Origin of the sequence: Lysobacter sp. FW306-1B-D06B, from assembly GCF_038446665.1 — a bacterium.
Taxonomy (GTDB): domain Bacteria; phylum Pseudomonadota; class Gammaproteobacteria; order Xanthomonadales; family Xanthomonadaceae; genus Lysobacter_J.
On record NZ_CP151802.1, the window covers coordinates 3,344,171 to 3,359,966 of the forward strand.

The window sequence follows — 15,796 nt, forward strand, 5'->3', positions numbered from 1 at the left end:
ACGCAGCGCATGCAAGCCCGTAGCCCGTCGTGGACTACCTGACCGCCGTCATCTCCGCGAAGGCGGGGATCCAACCCTCAGGTACATCACGCTTGCCGGATGCGTGTCGAGCAGCGAGTAGCCCGGGTAAGGCCGAAGGCCGCACCCGGGGCGCGTGACGTGGCTCGATCCCGGGTGCGCTTCGCTTACCCGGGCTACATGACGCTACCGCCTATGCGCTCTTCCCCGCATGCCACGCCTTGAGCAAGTCCGCTTCCTGCTCGCGAGTAAGGCCAGCGCGCAGCGTCGCCTGGCGTTCGGCCGGTTGGCTGCGGAACCAGGCCATCAGGTCGGTGACCGTGGTTTCGAGTGGGCGGTAGGTGAGCCCGGCCTGGATCGCACGCGCATTGCTGACCGCGCCGTAGCCCGCATACGGACCGCTCTTTCGCGACACCCAGATGGGCAATTCCGGAACCTTCTTCTCTTCCAGGAACTCCGGCGTGACATGCGTGTATTTCGGCTTTCCGCCCGTGACCTTCTGGCAGGTGCGCAACATCGCGTCCATGGTCAACGGTTTTTCCGGGCCGACGGCATTGAAGGCGCCCAGCGTGCCCGCCTCCGCCAGACGGATCATCCATTCGCCCAGATCGCGGCCGTCGATGACCTGCACGGGGTCGAGGCCATCGCCCGGCACCAGCATTTCGCCGCCCTGCGCTACGCGGTGCGGCCAGTAGGTGAAGCGATCGGTCTCATCACGCGGACCAACGATGTAACCCGGCCGCACGATCGTCACGCGCTTGCCGAATTGCTTGTGCGCTTCGGCCTCGCTCAGTGCCTTGAGCGGGCCGTACAGGTTTTCGATGTCGGCGCGCAGCGACTCCTGCGTTTCGGCCATCGCGTCTTTGCCCTTGTAGACGGCGAGCGCATCGTCCTCGTCGATGCCGGGCTTGCTGCCGTCGGCATACACCGAGATGGTGGAGATGAAGAGGTAGTGCCCCACGTTTCCGGCCAGCACCTTGCCGGCGTCGCGCGCCCAAAACGGCAGGCTGGTGGGGTTGTCGATGCACACGTCCCACTTGCGCCCTTGCAGCGACTTGAGGTCGCCCGTGTTGCGATCGCCGAACAGCTGCTCTACCTCTCCCGGCCACTCCGGAGTCGGCTTCTTGCCGCGATTGAACAGCGTCACCTTGTGCCCGCGCGCCAGCGCGTAGTTCACCTGGAACGGCCCGGTGAACCCGGTGCCGCCGAGGATGAGGATGTTCAGCGGCTTGGCCGCCTTCCCCACGGGCTTGTTGCCCTGCGCGAATGCGAACGACGGCAGCGCGGCCGCGGCGGCGGCAAGTGCGCTGAACTTCAGCAGGTCACGGCGGGTGGTCATTGCGTGGCTCCGGGTTGGGCGGGCGGACCGGCAGGCGCCCTGCCCTTCGGCTGGCCTTCTGCGGGTGCAAACGCAGTAACTCTAATTCGCCCCGGCGTGGGGGCGTCAATGTGTCGATGTGCACGGTTGGTAGGCCGGGTGAGGCCGACGTCGCACCGGGGGCGCTCTTACGCGCCCTTACGCCGGGAACACGCTGGCCGCCCCTGTGGCTTACCTACTTTCGGCGTCTGCGCTTGAACCCTTCGACCAACGGAACAACGAGCCAAACAGATCCGGCAACAACCGCCAGGGACAGCACGTACCACTCTGACGGCACCCACTGTTGAAGCGGAATGGAGGCCAGCAGCACCGCGAAGAAGCAAAGCACAGCAACGACGGATCTCGTCATCACGTTCTCCAACGAAGGCAGGCCCGGCGAGTCAGTCTTGTCGTGAAATCCAGCGCAGTGATCACAAGCCAAGCACGAAACTAGCGATTCCTGGAGGCTCGACATACAAGAAGATTCCGAAAGCGCTCCGCCGCCGCGGTAGCCCGGGTAAGGCCAAAGGCCGCACCCGGGGTTGCGTTGGAGTTTGTGCTGCGTCGACGGAGAACCCGGGTGCGCTTCGCTTACCCGGGCTACGCGTGGTCGGCTCACGATGGCGTGGGCCGTGGGCGCGTTACTCGTCGTCGAAGTCCGGCCCGTGCAGGACGACGGTGGAGAGCACGTCGTCGAGGTACCGTCCCAGGCGTCCGAACAGCGCGCACAGGCCTTCAGGTCGGACGACGAAGTAGCCGGCGGGGTCGCAGCGGGGTTCGGTGAAGTGCGAAAGCATGTACAGCTCTTCGCGCGTGGCGATCAACGAGTCGTGGGCGGAACGGGGCAGCAGGTAGCCGCGGAACGCGGCGGGGATGGCGAGTGTGTCCTTGCTCATGCGGTGTCTCCAGCAAACCAGCCGGGCTTGCGCCGGGGATTCGGCGCAAGGTGTCGGGAGGTTCGAAGCCGCAAGTAGTCGGCGGGCGTATTTCCTCTTGCGAGGTGTTGTATTAGCCGCCCTCCCGACGCGGAACTTCACTGCGCCGGACACATGCCCGAGATTCGGGCATAAGAAACCCGCCTATGTTTCGATGGCGGGTTACCGCTACTTGCCGGAGCTTCGACTCTCCTTGCGAGCGAGTTTGTTGGGGCAGTTGTGGGCGGGCAATAAGCCTTAGTCGTAGCGGACGACTCCCGCAATAGATCGCGAGTCATGCGTTCGGTAGACGTGTTTCCATGGGGAATGTTCAACAACGCAGCGATCAGGTCTTGCAGGAAGGGCTCATCCTCCATGAAGTAGACTTGACGAGTCTCTTTACCTTCCTCGACGCTCTGCCCAATCAATACTGAGACTATGGGCAGGAGCTTTCCCTGCCTCGAATGCCATCGCTTTTCTGGAGGGAGTTTTACCTCAACGCCATTTATCGAGACGCTTTCTACCCAAGAGCTCGTGAGAAATCGAATCTTGATTGAGTCCGATCCGAGGTCGATACCAACTTCTTTGACCTGGCCAACCTCATCCGAAGCGCCCTGGCCCAGCACCAATGAAACTCGCACATTCTCGAGCGCCCCGTGAATGTTCGCTTGGCTATCACTTCTCGGAACATAGCGGTCGTCGTACCAGCCTCGGTCAGTTCGACCCGTAAGAGTCATCTGGAACTGAAACTCAATCGTCCTAGAAGGCTCCTTTGCGTTGATGACGTTCTGAAAACTGCCGAAATCGACAAACCTCCCGTACCACAGGATCGGACCTTTTGTCCTTTGCTCCACGCTTTGGCGGAGAAGTGGGAAGAAGCGCAGAAGGCTGCTCTTTCCGGCGCTGTTCTTGCCGACGAGCACGTTAATTCTCACCAAAGGCAGCGCACCCGAATCGGCGATTGCCTTCAGGCTCTTGACACGAAATCCATTGATCATCAACTGTCCCCTTCAGCCTCATTGAAGCGCGCGAATGGCCACGCCTGCCGGCGCAACCTCTACCGCCCCCTCGTCCACCCGAGTTTAGCGACCGAGTGCACAAAAAATGAAGGCCCGCCGAAGCGGGCCTCCCAGTGTGCGGTGGACAGGACCAATTACATATTCCTGCGGTACTCCCCACCGACGTCATACAGCGCATGGCTGATCTGTCCCAAAGAATGCGTCTTAACTGCCTCCATCAGGCTGGTAAACACATTCCGCCGCTCGCGGGCCGTAGCCTGTAGCGACTTCAGCCCCTCGGCCGCAAACCCATTGCGGTTGCCCTGATACCCGGCCACGTTATCAATCTGCTGGCCCTTCTCGCTTTCGGTGGAGCGGATCAGTTCGATCTCGGTGACGATGTCGCCGCCGTGGTCCTTGGGCAGGAAGGTGTTGACGCCGATCAGCGGGAGGCTGCCGTCGTGCTTCTTGTGCTCGTAGTACAGGCTTTCTTCCTGGATCTTGCCGCGCTGGTACATGGTGTCCATGGCGCCCAGCACGCCGCCGCGTTCGCTGATGGCTTCGAATTCCTTGTAGACGGCTTCTTCGACGATGTCGGTGAGCTTGTCGACGATGAAGCTGCCCTGCCAGGGGTTCTCGTTGAAGTTGAGCCCCAGCTCCTTGTTGATGATCATCTGGATGGCGACGGCGCGGCGCACGCTTTCTTCCGTGGGCGTGGTGATGGCTTCGTCGTAAGCGTTGGTGTGCAGGCTGTTGCAGTTGTCGAACAGCGCGTACAGGGCTTGCAGCGTGGTGCGGATGTCGTTGAACTGGATTTCCTGCGCGTGCAGGGACCGGCCGCTGGTCTGGATGTGGTACTTCATCATCTGGCTGCGTGCGGAGGCGCCGTAGCGCTCGCGCATGGCGCGGGCCCAGATGCGGCGGGCGACGCGGCCGATGACGGTGTATTCCGGGTCCATGCCGTTGCTGAAGAAGAACGACAGGTTGGGCGCGAAGTCGTCGATCTTCATGCCGCGCGCGAGGTAGTACTCCACGATGGTGAAGCCGTTGCTGAGCGTGAAGGCCAGCTGGCTGATCGGGTTCGCGCCGGCTTCGGCGATGTGGTAACCGCTGATGGACACCGAGTAGAAGTTGCGGACGTTCTTGTCCACGAAGTACTGCTGGATGTCGCCCATCATGCGCAGGGCGAACTCGGTGCTGAAGATGCAGGTGTTCTGCGCCTGGTCTTCCTTCAGGATGTCGGCCTGCACGGTGCCGCGCACGGTGGCGAGCGTCTGCGCCTTGATGTTTGCGTAGGTCTCGGCGTCGACGATCTGGTCGCCGGTGACACCCAGCAGGCCCAGGCCGAGGCCGTCGTTGGTTTCGGGCAGCATGCCGCTGTATTCGGGGCGCTTGCGGCCTTCGAACATTTTTTCGATCTTGTCGTGCGCTTCGTCCCAGCGGTGCTGGTCGGCGCGCAGGTACTTCTCGACCTGCTGGTCGATGGCGGTGTTCATGAACATCGCCAGGATGATCGGCGCCGGGCCGTTGATGGTCATCGACACCGAGGTGCTGGGCGCGCACAGGTCGAAGCCGGAGTACAGCTTCTTCATGTCGTCCAGCGTGGCGATGTTGACGCCGGAGTTGCCGATCTTGCCGAAGATGTCCGGGCGCACGGCGGGGTCTTCGCCGTAGAGCGTGACGCTGTCGAACGCGGTGGACAGGCGCGCGGCCGGCTGGCCGACGGACAGGTAATGGAAGCGGCGGTTGGTGCGCTCCGGCGTGCCTTCGCCGGCGAACATGCGGATGGGGTCTTCGCCGGTGCGGCGGTACGGGTACACGCCGCCGGTGTACGGGTAGTAGCCCGGCAGGTTTTCCTTCTGCAGGAAGGTCAGCAGTTCGCCCCAGCTCTTGTAGGTGGGCGCGGCGATCTTCGGGATCTTCTGGTGCGACAGCGATTCGCGGTAGTTCTCGACGCGGATGGTCTTGTCGCGGACCTGGTATTCGTTGACTTCGTCCGTGATGGACTTCAAGCGCGCGGGCCAGTCGCGCAGGAGCTTCAGCGCTTCGGACGTGAGCGACTGCACGGCGTCGTTGTAGCGCTGGCGGAGGGTGAGGAGGGTGCGGTCGACGGGCTGCCCTTCGACTTCGCCCTGCGGGCTACGCTCAGGGCGAACGGTGTCGTTGAGAAGGTGCGCGGAGTCGTACAGATCCAGCGCCTTCGGCAGCGCGGCGTCACCCAGGTCGTGCAGCGATTGCCAGTAGCTCTGCGCGCGGTCGGCGGTCTCGGCCTGCGTTTCGATCTTCGCGTTGATGCCGCGGCCCTGCTCGGCGATCTCGGCGAGGTAACGCACGCGCGCGCCGGGAATCAGCACGGTGGCGCGCGGTTCCTTCAGCGAGGTGTCGAGTTCCGGCGTCCACTTGTCGGCCGGCAGTTGCAGCTTCTCGCGCAGCAGGCGGCACAGGTTGGCGAACATCCAGCTGATGCCGGGGTCGTTGAACTGGGAGGCAATGGTCGGGTAGACCGGGACGTCTTCGTCCTTGGTCGTGAAGGCTACGCGGTTGCGCTTCCACTGCTTGCGCACGTCGCGCAGGGCGTCTTCGGCGCCGCGCTTGTCGAACTTGTTCAGCACGACGAGTTCGGCGAAGTCGAGCATGTCGATCTTCTCCAGCTGGCTCGGCGCGCCGAAGTCGCTGGTCATGACGTACATGGGGAAATCGACGAGGTCGACGATTTCCGAATCGCTCTGGCCGATGCCGGCGGTTTCGACGATGACCAGGTCGTAGCCCAGGCCCTTGAGGAACCCGATGCAGTCCTTCAACACCGTGTTGGTGGCGGCGTGCTGACGGCGCGTGGCCATCGAACGCATGTAGACGCGCTTGGAACGCAGCGAGTTCATGCGGATGCGGTCGCCCAGCAGCGCGCCACCGGTGCGGCGACGCGTGGGGTCGACGGAGATCACGGCGATGCGCATCTCCGGGAAGCTGGCGAGGAACCGGTTGAGCAGTTCGTCGGTGACCGACGACTTGCCGGCGCCGCCGGTGCCGGTGATGCCGACGACGGGCGTCTTGCCGCCGGCCAGCTGCCACTGCTTGCGCAGGTGCGCGAGCTGGGCTTCGTCGAACACGCCTTCTTCGATGGCGCTGAGGGTGCGGCCGATGCTGATTTCGTCATCGATGGCAGCGGTCTTGTCGGGATGCTCGGCGGACTTGCGGCCCTCGCCGGCGCGACGGATGACATCCTCGATCATCGCCACGAGGCCCATGTGCATGCCGTCGTTGGGGTGGTAGATGCGTTCGACGCCGTAGGACTGGAGTTCGCGGATCTCTTCCGGCGTGATGGTGCCGCCGCCGCCGCCGAAGACGCGGATGTGGCCGGCGCCGCGTTCTTTCAGCATGTCGACCATGTACTTGAAGTACTCGACGTGGCCGCCCTGGTAGGACGACAGGGCGATGCCGTCGGCGTCTTCCTGCAACGCGGCGCGGACGACGTCTTCCACCGAACGGTTGTGGCCGAGGTGGATCACTTCCGCGCCCTGTCCCTGGATCAGGCGCCGCATGATGTTGATGGCGGCGTCGTGCCCGTCGAACAGGCTGGCGGCGGTGACGAACCGCAGCGGGCTGGTCTCGGTCTGGGCTTCAGGGAGGTTGGTCGCGGGGGTGCTCATGGACGCTCGAAATACGGAAACGGTCGAATCCGTATTGTAGCCCGAGGGGGATTAGGGGCTTGTTGTGCGGCGCGGGAGCGGCCCCGTCCGATAGGTCGTTCGTCCGTCCGGATTGCCGTCATCCCGGCGAAGGCGGGACCCAGGCCCGCGCCCCTTTCGCGCTGTCTCGTCATTCCAGCGAAAGCTGGAATCCATGTTGCTTTTCGCCGTCGTGGGCAGCCCGGCGGAAGATCAAAATGGGTTCCAGCTTTCGCTGGAATGACGGGCCGGGGGCTTAAGGCGTGAGGGCCTGGATCCCGGCCTTCGCCGGGATGACAGTGAACTGCCACGCCCCCGGCCTTCGACGGGATGACGATGGAGCGCAAGGCGTACGGGCCTGGGTCCCGGCCTTCGCCGGGATGACGGGGACACACCGCTTACCCCGCCCCTCACCCCAACCCTCTCCCGACGGGAGAGCGGCTGAAGACCCCGGCCGCCCTGCCCCGCTCGATACGTCTGAATCCTTACCCCCACTCGCCGCCGCTGCCCCGCGGAGCCGGCGCGCCGGGGTGTCTCCCGGACGGAGCGACGGCATGAAGGACCCGACCCCGACAATGCGCACGCGGCCTTCGCCGCCACTCGTGCAGGCCGTCCTGCTCCATGCCGCCATCTTCGGTAAAGACGGGTCGCTTTCTGGCTACACTCCCGGGCCCGCACCGCGTGACGCCATGAACGAAGACGCCGCCCTCCTCGAACTGCGCCGCCGCGCCCACGACGGGTCGCCGCAGGCGTTGTACCAGTTGGCCTCGGCGCTGGTGGTGCGGCACGAAATGGAAGAGGCGTTCTCCCTGCACCGCCGCGCGGCGGAAGCCGGGCTGGCGAATGCGCAGATCGAATACGCGCGCATGCTGATGTACGGCGTGGGCTGTCGCGCCGAACCGACGCGCGCCGCCGAATGGTTGCTGCGCGCGGAAGCCGCAGGCAGCCCGATCGCAAGTTATTTCCTGGCGCTGATGTCGCTGGGCGGACGCACGTTGCCGCGCGACGGCCGCATCAACGAACGCGTGCTGCGCGCCGTGCGCGCCGACTACCCGCCGGCCTTGCGCGCGGCGGCGCTGCATTTCGGCCGCAAGGCGGCCCCCGGCGACCAGCTGCGCAGCCTTCAATTGCTGGAACGCGCGACGGGATTGGGCGACGTGGTCGCGGCGCGGTTGTTCGTCGAACGCCTCATGCACGGCGAAGGCGCCAAGCCCGAGCCCGGGGCCGCGCACGAGTTGCGCGTGCAACTGCGCGCGCGCGGCATCGGCCCGCTGCCGGACATCACCGTGCCCGAGTTCGCGCCGTCGCAAACCGCGCCGGGCATGCTCGAAATGGAAGAAGCGTTACGCGCGCCGGATCTGCGCCTGCAATCCACGCGCCCGCACGTGATGACGGTCGATGGCCTGCTCAGCGCGGAGGAATGCCGTCTGCTGATCGCCAACGCCGAATCGCACCTGCAACGCTCGCGCACGCTGGATCCGGAAACGGGCCTGCCGGTGGCGCAGGAAATCCGCACCAGCAGCGACGCCGCGCTCGATCCGATCCTGGAAGACCTGTCGCTTCGCGCGGTGCAGCTGCGCATGGCGGCCGCCGCCGGGGTGCCGCTGGACCACGCGGAGCATCTGGTGGTGCTGCGTTACGAGCCGGGTCAGGAATACCGCCCGCACCGCGACTACCGCCCGCCCAGTTCGATCGAAGCCGACCGCCCGCAGGCCGGCAACCGCCTGCGCACCATCTGCGTGTACCTCAACGACGTCGAGGCCGGCGGGCAGACGGAATTCCCGGTCGCCGGATTGCAGGTCCAGCCGCGCCCGGGCCGGGCGGTGATCTTCGACAACCTCCATCCGGACGGGTCGCCGGATGTGGATTCGCTCCACGCGGGCCTGCCGGTGGAGCACGGCGTTAAGTGGCTGGCCACCCTCTGGCTGCGCCAGGCGCGGTACCGCGATTTCTGAACGGGCGAAGCCCCAAAGCCGTCCGTCGGCGTACCTGTCCGTATCCGCCGATTGCATTAGACTGTCGCGCCTGCGGTGGGGTCACACCCCTGTGCCGCAGAGGCGAATCCATTTCGATTCAACGACTTACCCATCACAGTTGGCGTATAGCGCGACGCGCAACACCTCGCGCCAACGCGGAGCACCCGATGATTTTCGAAACCCTGGACACCTTCGGCCACGAGCAGGTCGTGTTTTGCCACAACAAGGACGCGGGCCTGAAGGCCATCATCGCGATCCACAACACCGTGCTCGGTCCGGCCCTCGGCGGTACGCGCATGTGGCCGTACAAGACCGAGCAGGACGCGCTGAACGACGTGCTCCGCCTCTCGCGCGGCATGACCTACAAGAACGCGGTCGCGGGCCTGAACATCGGCGGCGGCAAGGCGGTGATCATCGGTGATCCGGCGGCCGACAAGTCCGAGGCGTTGTTCCGCGCGTTCGGCCAGTTCGTCGAATCGCTGGGCGGTCGTTACATCACGGCCGAAGACGTTGGCATCGACGTCAACGACATGGAATACGTGTACCGCGAGACCGAGTACGTCACCGGCGTGCACCAGGTCCACGGTGGTTCGGGCGACCCGTCGCCGTTCACCGCCTACGGCACGCTGCAGGGCCTGATGGCCACGCTCAACAAGCGTTTCGGCGATGAGGAAGTGGGCAAGTACTCCTACGCCGTGCAGGGCCTGGGCCATGTGGGCATGGAGTTCGTGAAGCTGCTCAAGGAGCGCGGCGCGAAGATCTTCGCCACCGACATCAACAAGGCGCTGGTCGACAAGGCCGTGTCCGAGTACGGCGTCGAGGCCGTGGGCCTGGACGAGATCTACGACGTCCCGGCCGAGGTGTACTCGCCGTGCGCGCTGGGCGGCACCGTCAACGAGAACACCCTGCCCCGCCTGAAGTCGAAGGTCATCTGCGGCGCGGCCAACAACCAGCTGGCCAACAACGCCATCGGCGACGAAGTGGCCAAGCGCGGCATCCTGTACGCACCGGATTACGCGGTGAACGCGGGCGGCGTGATGAACGTGGCGCTGGAGCTGGACGGCTACAACCGCGAGCGCGCCATGCGCATGATGCGCACGATCTATCACAACCTCGCGCGCATCTTCGAGATCGCCGAGCGTGATGCGATCCCGACCTACCGCGCGGCCGATCGTCTGGCCGAAGAGCGCATCAACGCCATCGGCAAGTTGAAGCTGCCGCTGGGCCGTTCGGCTCCGCGTTTCCAGGGCCGTATTCGCGGCGGGCATTGATTCCGTCTGCGACGGCATCAGCACGATGCAACGAGATGACGCCCGGCTTGTCCGGGCGTTTTCTTTTGGGAGTGCACGACCTTCACCGTTTTCGCAAACCTTGGGGAACCGTCATCCCGGCGAAGGCCTGTCCTGAGCTTGTCGAAGGGCCGGGATCCAGGCTGTCACGTCTTCAGTCCCTACTTTCGTCATCCCAGCGAAAGCTGGGATCCATTTGCTTTGCTGACCGATGGAATCGCGAACGGCAATAGCGAACGTCAACATGGATTCCAGCTTTCGCTGGAATGACGAGACGAGTCGGAAAGCGTGACTGCCTGGATCCCGGCCTTCGCCGGGATGACGGGAGCGGTGGGCGTAACGGCCGCGTCCTGGCCTTCCACCGTCATGACGCCTAACGCCCGCGTTTTTCAGGCTATTCCGAAAGACGCCTGCGCGCCCATCGTCCAAAGTGGAACACCCCACTTCGGAGTTGCCCTCATGCGAGCCGCCCTTCCCCTCGCCGCCCTGTGCCTTGCCGCCGCGTTCGCCGCCAATGCCGGCGACGGCAAGATCGACTACGACCACCAGGACCAGTGGCAGGCCGCGCACGACACCGCGCAGTCGCCCATCGACATCGTCACGCACGACGCCGTGCCTGCGCGCGACGACGAGCCGTTGGCGCTGTCGTTCGACCACACGCACGCGCCGATGGAGGCCATCGACAACGGCCATGCCGTCGAAGTGGAAACCCATGCCACGCAGGCGACGATCCGCGGCCGCCACTTCACCCTGGCGCAGTTCCACTTCCACGCGCAGAGCGAGCACACGCTCGACGGCAAGCACTTCCCGCTGGAAGGCCACTACGTCTTCAAGGCGCAGGACGGCCGGCTCGCCGTGGTCGGCGTGATGTACGAGATCGGCAAGCCCAACGCACAGGCGCAGGCGGTGCTCGACAGCCTGGCGCACAAGCGCAACGCGCCGCATGAGGTGGACATCGACGGCCTGCTGCCGGCCAAGCGCGGCTACTACCACTACCTGGGCTCGCTGACCACGCCGCCGTTGACGGAGAACGTGGAGTGGTATGTCCTGCCCGCGCCGGTGACGATGTCGAAGCAGCAGGTCGACGCTTTCGTGGCGCATTACCGCCACAACAACCGCAACGTGCAGCCGCTGAACGGCCGTCCGCTGGTTCGCTACGGCGGCTGAGCGGGACGCATCGGGCGCCCCGGATTCGCCATTGCAGCGGGCCCGGGGCGCCTGGTTTCCCGCGTTTTATTGCACCGCACGACGAAGGTTTCATGCCGGGCCCCTAGAATTGGCGCATCGCGCGACGTCGTCCGACACGCGCCCGCCCTCCAGACCCAAGGATTCCCATGCGCCCTTTCCCCCTCGGCGATGACATCGATGCCCTGCGCGACGCCATTCGCCGCTTCGCCGAGGTGGAGATCGCACCGCGCGCGGCGCAGATCGACGAGGAGAACTGGTTCCCGCAGGACCTGTGGCCGAAGCTGGGCGAAATGGGCCTGCTGGGCATGACCGTGCCCGGCGAGTACGGCGGCAGCGACATGGGGTATCTCGCGCATCTGGTCGCGATGGAAGAGATCTCACGCGCCTCCGGTTCGGTGGGCCTGAGCTACGGCGCGCACTCCAACCTGTGCGTGAGCAACCTCTACGCCAACGGCAACGAGGACCAGCGCAACAAGTACATGCCGAAGCTGTGCAGCGGCGAATGGAAGGGCGCGCTGGCGATGAGCGAGCCGGGCGCGGGTTCCGACGTGGTGGGTTCGATGAGCTGCCGCGCCGAACTGCGCGATGGCAAGTGGATCGCCAACGGCAACAAGATGTGGATCACCAACGGCCCCGAAGCCGACGTGCTGATCGTCTACATGCGCACCGCCGGCAAGGACGCGGGCAGCCAGTGCATGACCGCCTTCATCGTCGAGAAGGGCATGAAGGGGTTCTCCACCGCGCAGAAGCTGGACAAGTTCGGCATGCGCGGCTCCAACACCTGCGAGCTGGTGTTCGAGGACTGCGAGATTCCGGCGGAAAACGTGCTGGGCGAGGTCAACAAGGGCGTGCGCGTGCTCATGCGCGGCCTCAACACCGAGCGACTGGTGCTGACCGGCGGGCCGATCGGTCTGATGCAGGCGGCGCTGGACATCGCCCTGCCCTACGTGCGCGAGCGCAAGCAGTTCAACGCGGCCATCGGCACGTTCGGACTGATGCAGGGCAAGATCGCCGACATGTACACCGCGCTGCAGTCCAGCCGCGCGTTCGCCTACCAGGTGGCGCGCGATTTCGACGGTGGCCACAGCAGCCGCGTCGACGCGGCGGCGTGCCTGCTGCATGCGTCCGAAGCGGCCGTGCAAGTGGCGCTGGAAGGCATCCAGGCGCTGGGCGGAAACGGCTACATCAACGAGTTCCCGACCGGGCGCATCCTGCGCGACGCGAAGCTCTACGCGATCGGCGCGGGCACGAACGAGATCCGGCGCATGCTGATCGGGCGGGAGCTGTTCGAAGAGCGGCATTGAGCGATGTAGCGGGATCGCGTTCGGATCGAGCGCGTTCCGCGGTGAGCTCGCCAGTCGCCCCCCGTCCCCAACACTCCCCTGCTGGCAGGGGAGTGTGCAAAGAACAAGGCCGCTGCATCGCGCAGCGGCCTTTTCGTTTCATGCGATCAGAACGCCGTCGTCCAGTTGAGCATCGCCTGCGACCAGGTCTCGCCCTGGTCGCGACGTGCATCGAGGTCCAGGCTCAGGCGGCTGCCGCCGCGCAACCAGGTGCCGATGCCCAGGCCGAGCACGCCGACGTTGCGATCGAGCGCGCTGCCGGGAATCGGCGACCACAGGTCCACCGCGGTGAAGCGCGCGTGCAGGTCGTTGCCGGACTGCGACAGTCCGCGCTGCCATTCCATGCGTGCCTGCAGGTCCCACTCGGACGAGCCGACGTTCCAGCCGGTCGCGTAACGCGCGCCGAGCAGCGCCTGGGTCACGCGCAGCGTCGAGTCGTTGGTGCTCAGGCCGAAACCGTACGCGCCCTGCTCGCTGAAGCCATCGCGTTCCAGCTGCAGGTTCTGCACACCGACATAAGGCGTGATGCGTCCCTGCCCCACGCGCACCGGCAGGCCTGCCTGCACGCCAACGCTGGCGTAGCGCTGCGCGTAGTCGGTGCCGATGCGGAACGCGTCGGCGCCCAGCAGCACGTCGCGACGCGTCCAGCGTTGCATGCGGCCGACGGCGAGGCTGCCCAGCAGGTAGCCCTGGCCCAGGTCGTAGCTGGCATAGAACTGCGCCTCGAGCTGGCGGTTGTGCTCACGGTCGAAACGCTGGTCGTGGTGCGCATAGCCTTCGGTCTGCGCGAGCGCGGCACCGACGGTCAGGTCGCCGAAGCGGCGATCCTGGCCGGCCATCCAGCCGTCGGACTGCATGTCGAAACGCGACAGTGCACGCTGCGAGTCGAGGTTGTCGAACCACGCGCCGCCCATCGGGGCGTCCTGCAATGCATCGATGCGCGATTCCAGCGCGCGGCGGTTGCCTTCGATCGCCATCATCGCGAAGGCGGTGTCGGCGCCGTGCAACTCGCCCGAGAGGCTGGACAGCGACTGCTCCGCCGCGCTGGCCGTGGGCGTGCCCTGGAACGCGGTCGCACCGGCGAGCAGGTCGGCGTCGGTGCCCGCGCCGTTGGCGAGGCTGTCGTCGATCTGATCCATCGCGCCTTCCATGCGCACCGCGCTGGACTGCGCAGTGGGGGTCAGGCCCAGCGACGAGGCGGTGGTCGCCACGTCGGCGCGGGTCAGCGAAACCCACGCGCGGTTGGTGTCGTAACCGACCGTGCCTGCCACGAACGGCGACAGGGACACGGTGGAGAACTGTCCGATCACACCGCCCTGCGCGTTGAGGAACACCTCCTGGTGCGGGCTTGTCACGCTCGGCGTCGGCATCACGTAGTTCGGCGCGCGGCCGAGCAGCGCGAGCGTTCCGCCCAGGCGGGCCGTGGTGTCGACGGTGATGTGCGCGCCGATCTCCACTTCCATCGTGGACGTCGGCGTGGCGACGTCCAGCGCGGTCAGGCGATAGTCGGCGCCGTAGGCCGTTTCGCCGCCGGTGAAGTTGATGAAACCGATGTTGGTGATCCGGCCGACTTCGAGCGGACGGACAGTGCCGTTGACGGGAATGCCGCCGATGAGCTGAAGGCGCGCGTTCTGCATGATCGATGCACCGCCGGGCAGCGCGCGCGTCACCTGCAGGCGGCCCTGCTCGACCACGGTGTTGCCGGTATAGGTGTTGTCGCCCGTGAGCCTGAGCGTGCCCGTGCCGCGCTTGATCAACCCACCCGTGCCGGCGATGGGGTTCGACCAGGGACGGTTGTCGGTGCCGGTGACGTCGACCGTCGTCTGGCCCCAGTCGAAACGGCCCGGTCCGTTGATCGCCTTGCCCACGTTGAGCAGGCCGTAACCGAACACGGCATCGACACCCGGCGCGCCGAGGTCGGTGGCGGTGCCCAGCAGCGTTTGTCGCACCAGGTCGTTGCTGAAGTACGGGAATGCCTGCCACACCACCGCGGCCGCGCCCGACACCTGCGGCGCCGCGAAGGAGGTGCCCGCACCCTTCCAGTACGTCGGGGCGTTGGGCTTGTCGTCATCGCCGGTGAACACGACCGTGCCCGGCGCGGCCAGGCAATAGCGCATCGCCACGCCGCAGGCGTTCGCGTAGACGACGCCCTTGGAGTCCACGTCCAACTGCTGCACGTTGGACGGATTGACCGCGGTCACGGCGAGCCAGCCGCGCTCCAGGTCGGCGGCCGGCAGCGTGCCGCCCGGGCCGGGCTGGCTGGGCAGCGCGCCCATGCTGTCGGGGTTCGGGCGGCCGTCATTGCCGGTGGCGAAGACCACCAGGCCGTTGTTGCCGTGGATGAAGGGGCGGTACTCCTCGGCGATCGGATTGGTCGCCGCGGTGTTGGTCCAGTACAGACCGCCCCACGAGTTGTTCATGATGCGCACGCCGCTGCTGATCAGCTGCTGGTGCACCTGCGCCAGGCCGAGCTCGCCGCTGACTTCATTGCCCTGGCCGCTGCCGTCGTCGGTCGGCGGCTTGTCGGCGAGGATGCGCGCGGACACCAGTTGCGCGCCCGGCGCGATGCCGCCCGGCCAAGCGCCGAAGGGCGCGCCCGCTGCGATCTGCGCCACGGTCGTGCCGTGACCGAGCACGTCGTCCACCAGCAGGTTGTTGCTGCTGCCGACGAAGTTGAGGTTTGCAAGCACGCGCGGCGACAACGCCGGGTGCGTGCGCATCACGCCGCTGTCGACCACGCCGATGCGCTGGCCCGCGCCGGTCAAACCGGCCTGGCGCGCGGGGGCGGTGTTGGTCAGCGCGATGTGCTCGCTGTAGGCCGGGTTCGGCGTGCTGACGACGGGGGTGGACGACGGTGGCGGCGTCGGCGTCGTGGGTGTCTGCGGCGTGGTGGGTGCGTAGAGCGGGCCGTCGGAGCGGACGTTTCCACCGCCGCCTCCGCCGCCGCAGGCCGCCAGGCCCACGAAGCCCGTGCACAGCAACACACCGCGCATCGCAGTGACAAGTCCTTTTTCCAGATGATGCATGTCGTCCTCGTGATCGCGCCGC

9 protein-coding genes are annotated in these 15,796 nt (G+C 66.0%); 4 read left to right on the top strand and 5 right to left on the bottom strand.

The window, feature by feature from the left end; genetic code table 11:
- Positions 1-211: 211 nt before the first annotated feature.
- From AAFF32_RS15535 to AAFF32_RS15550, 4 genes are all read right to left on the bottom strand, one after another.
- A complete protein-coding gene (locus AAFF32_RS15535) occupies positions 212-1,357 on the bottom strand; it encodes an SDR family oxidoreductase (protein WP_342315682.1) in 1,146 nt (381 codons plus the stop codon).
- Positions 1,358-2,016: 659 nt separating this feature from the next.
- On the bottom strand, positions 2,017-2,271 hold the full coding sequence (locus AAFF32_RS15540) for a hypothetical protein (protein WP_342315683.1): 255 nt from the start codon (positions 2,269-2,271) through the stop codon (positions 2,017-2,019).
- A gap of 137 nt (positions 2,272-2,408) precedes the next feature.
- On the bottom strand, positions 2,409-3,287 hold the full coding sequence (locus AAFF32_RS15545) for a hypothetical protein (protein WP_342315684.1): 879 nt from the start codon (positions 3,285-3,287) through the stop codon (positions 2,409-2,411).
- A gap of 155 nt (positions 3,288-3,442) precedes the next feature.
- Positions 3,443-6,934, bottom strand: a complete 3,492-nt coding sequence (locus tag AAFF32_RS15550) for a methylmalonyl-CoA mutase family protein (protein WP_342315685.1) — start codon at positions 6,932-6,934, stop codon at positions 3,443-3,445.
- 707 nt (positions 6,935-7,641) lie between these two features.
- On the opposite strand from AAFF32_RS15550, the gene AAFF32_RS15555 reads away from it, so the two are divergent.
- From AAFF32_RS15555 to AAFF32_RS15570, 4 genes are all read left to right on the top strand, one after another.
- Complete coding sequence (locus AAFF32_RS15555) at positions 7,642-8,907, top strand: 2OG-Fe(II) oxygenase (RefSeq protein WP_342315686.1); 1,266 nt, start codon at positions 7,642-7,644, stop codon at positions 8,905-8,907.
- Between the two features lie 188 nt (positions 8,908-9,095).
- A complete protein-coding gene (locus AAFF32_RS15560; RefSeq protein ID WP_216961997.1) occupies positions 9,096-10,199 on the top strand; it encodes a Glu/Leu/Phe/Val dehydrogenase dimerization domain-containing protein in 1,104 nt (367 codons plus the stop codon).
- A 477-nt stretch (positions 10,200-10,676) separates the two neighbouring features.
- Positions 10,677-11,384, top strand: coding sequence for a carbonic anhydrase family protein (locus AAFF32_RS15565; protein ID WP_342315687.1), 708 nt, complete (start codon positions 10,677-10,679; stop codon positions 11,382-11,384).
- 167 nt (positions 11,385-11,551) lie between these two features.
- The gene (locus AAFF32_RS15570; protein ID WP_216962003.1) at positions 11,552-12,709 is read left to right on the top strand and encodes an isovaleryl-CoA dehydrogenase; all 1,158 of its coding nucleotides are present in this window, start codon (positions 11,552-11,554) and stop codon (positions 12,707-12,709) included.
- A 146-nt stretch (positions 12,710-12,855) separates the two neighbouring features.
- Here AAFF32_RS15570 and AAFF32_RS15575 read toward each other — a convergent pair whose 3' ends face one another.
- The gene (locus AAFF32_RS15575; RefSeq protein WP_342315688.1) at positions 12,856-15,774 is read right to left on the bottom strand and encodes a S8 family serine peptidase; all 2,919 of its coding nucleotides are present in this window, start codon (positions 15,772-15,774) and stop codon (positions 12,856-12,858) included.
- Between the last annotated feature and the right edge of the window lie 22 nt (positions 15,775-15,796).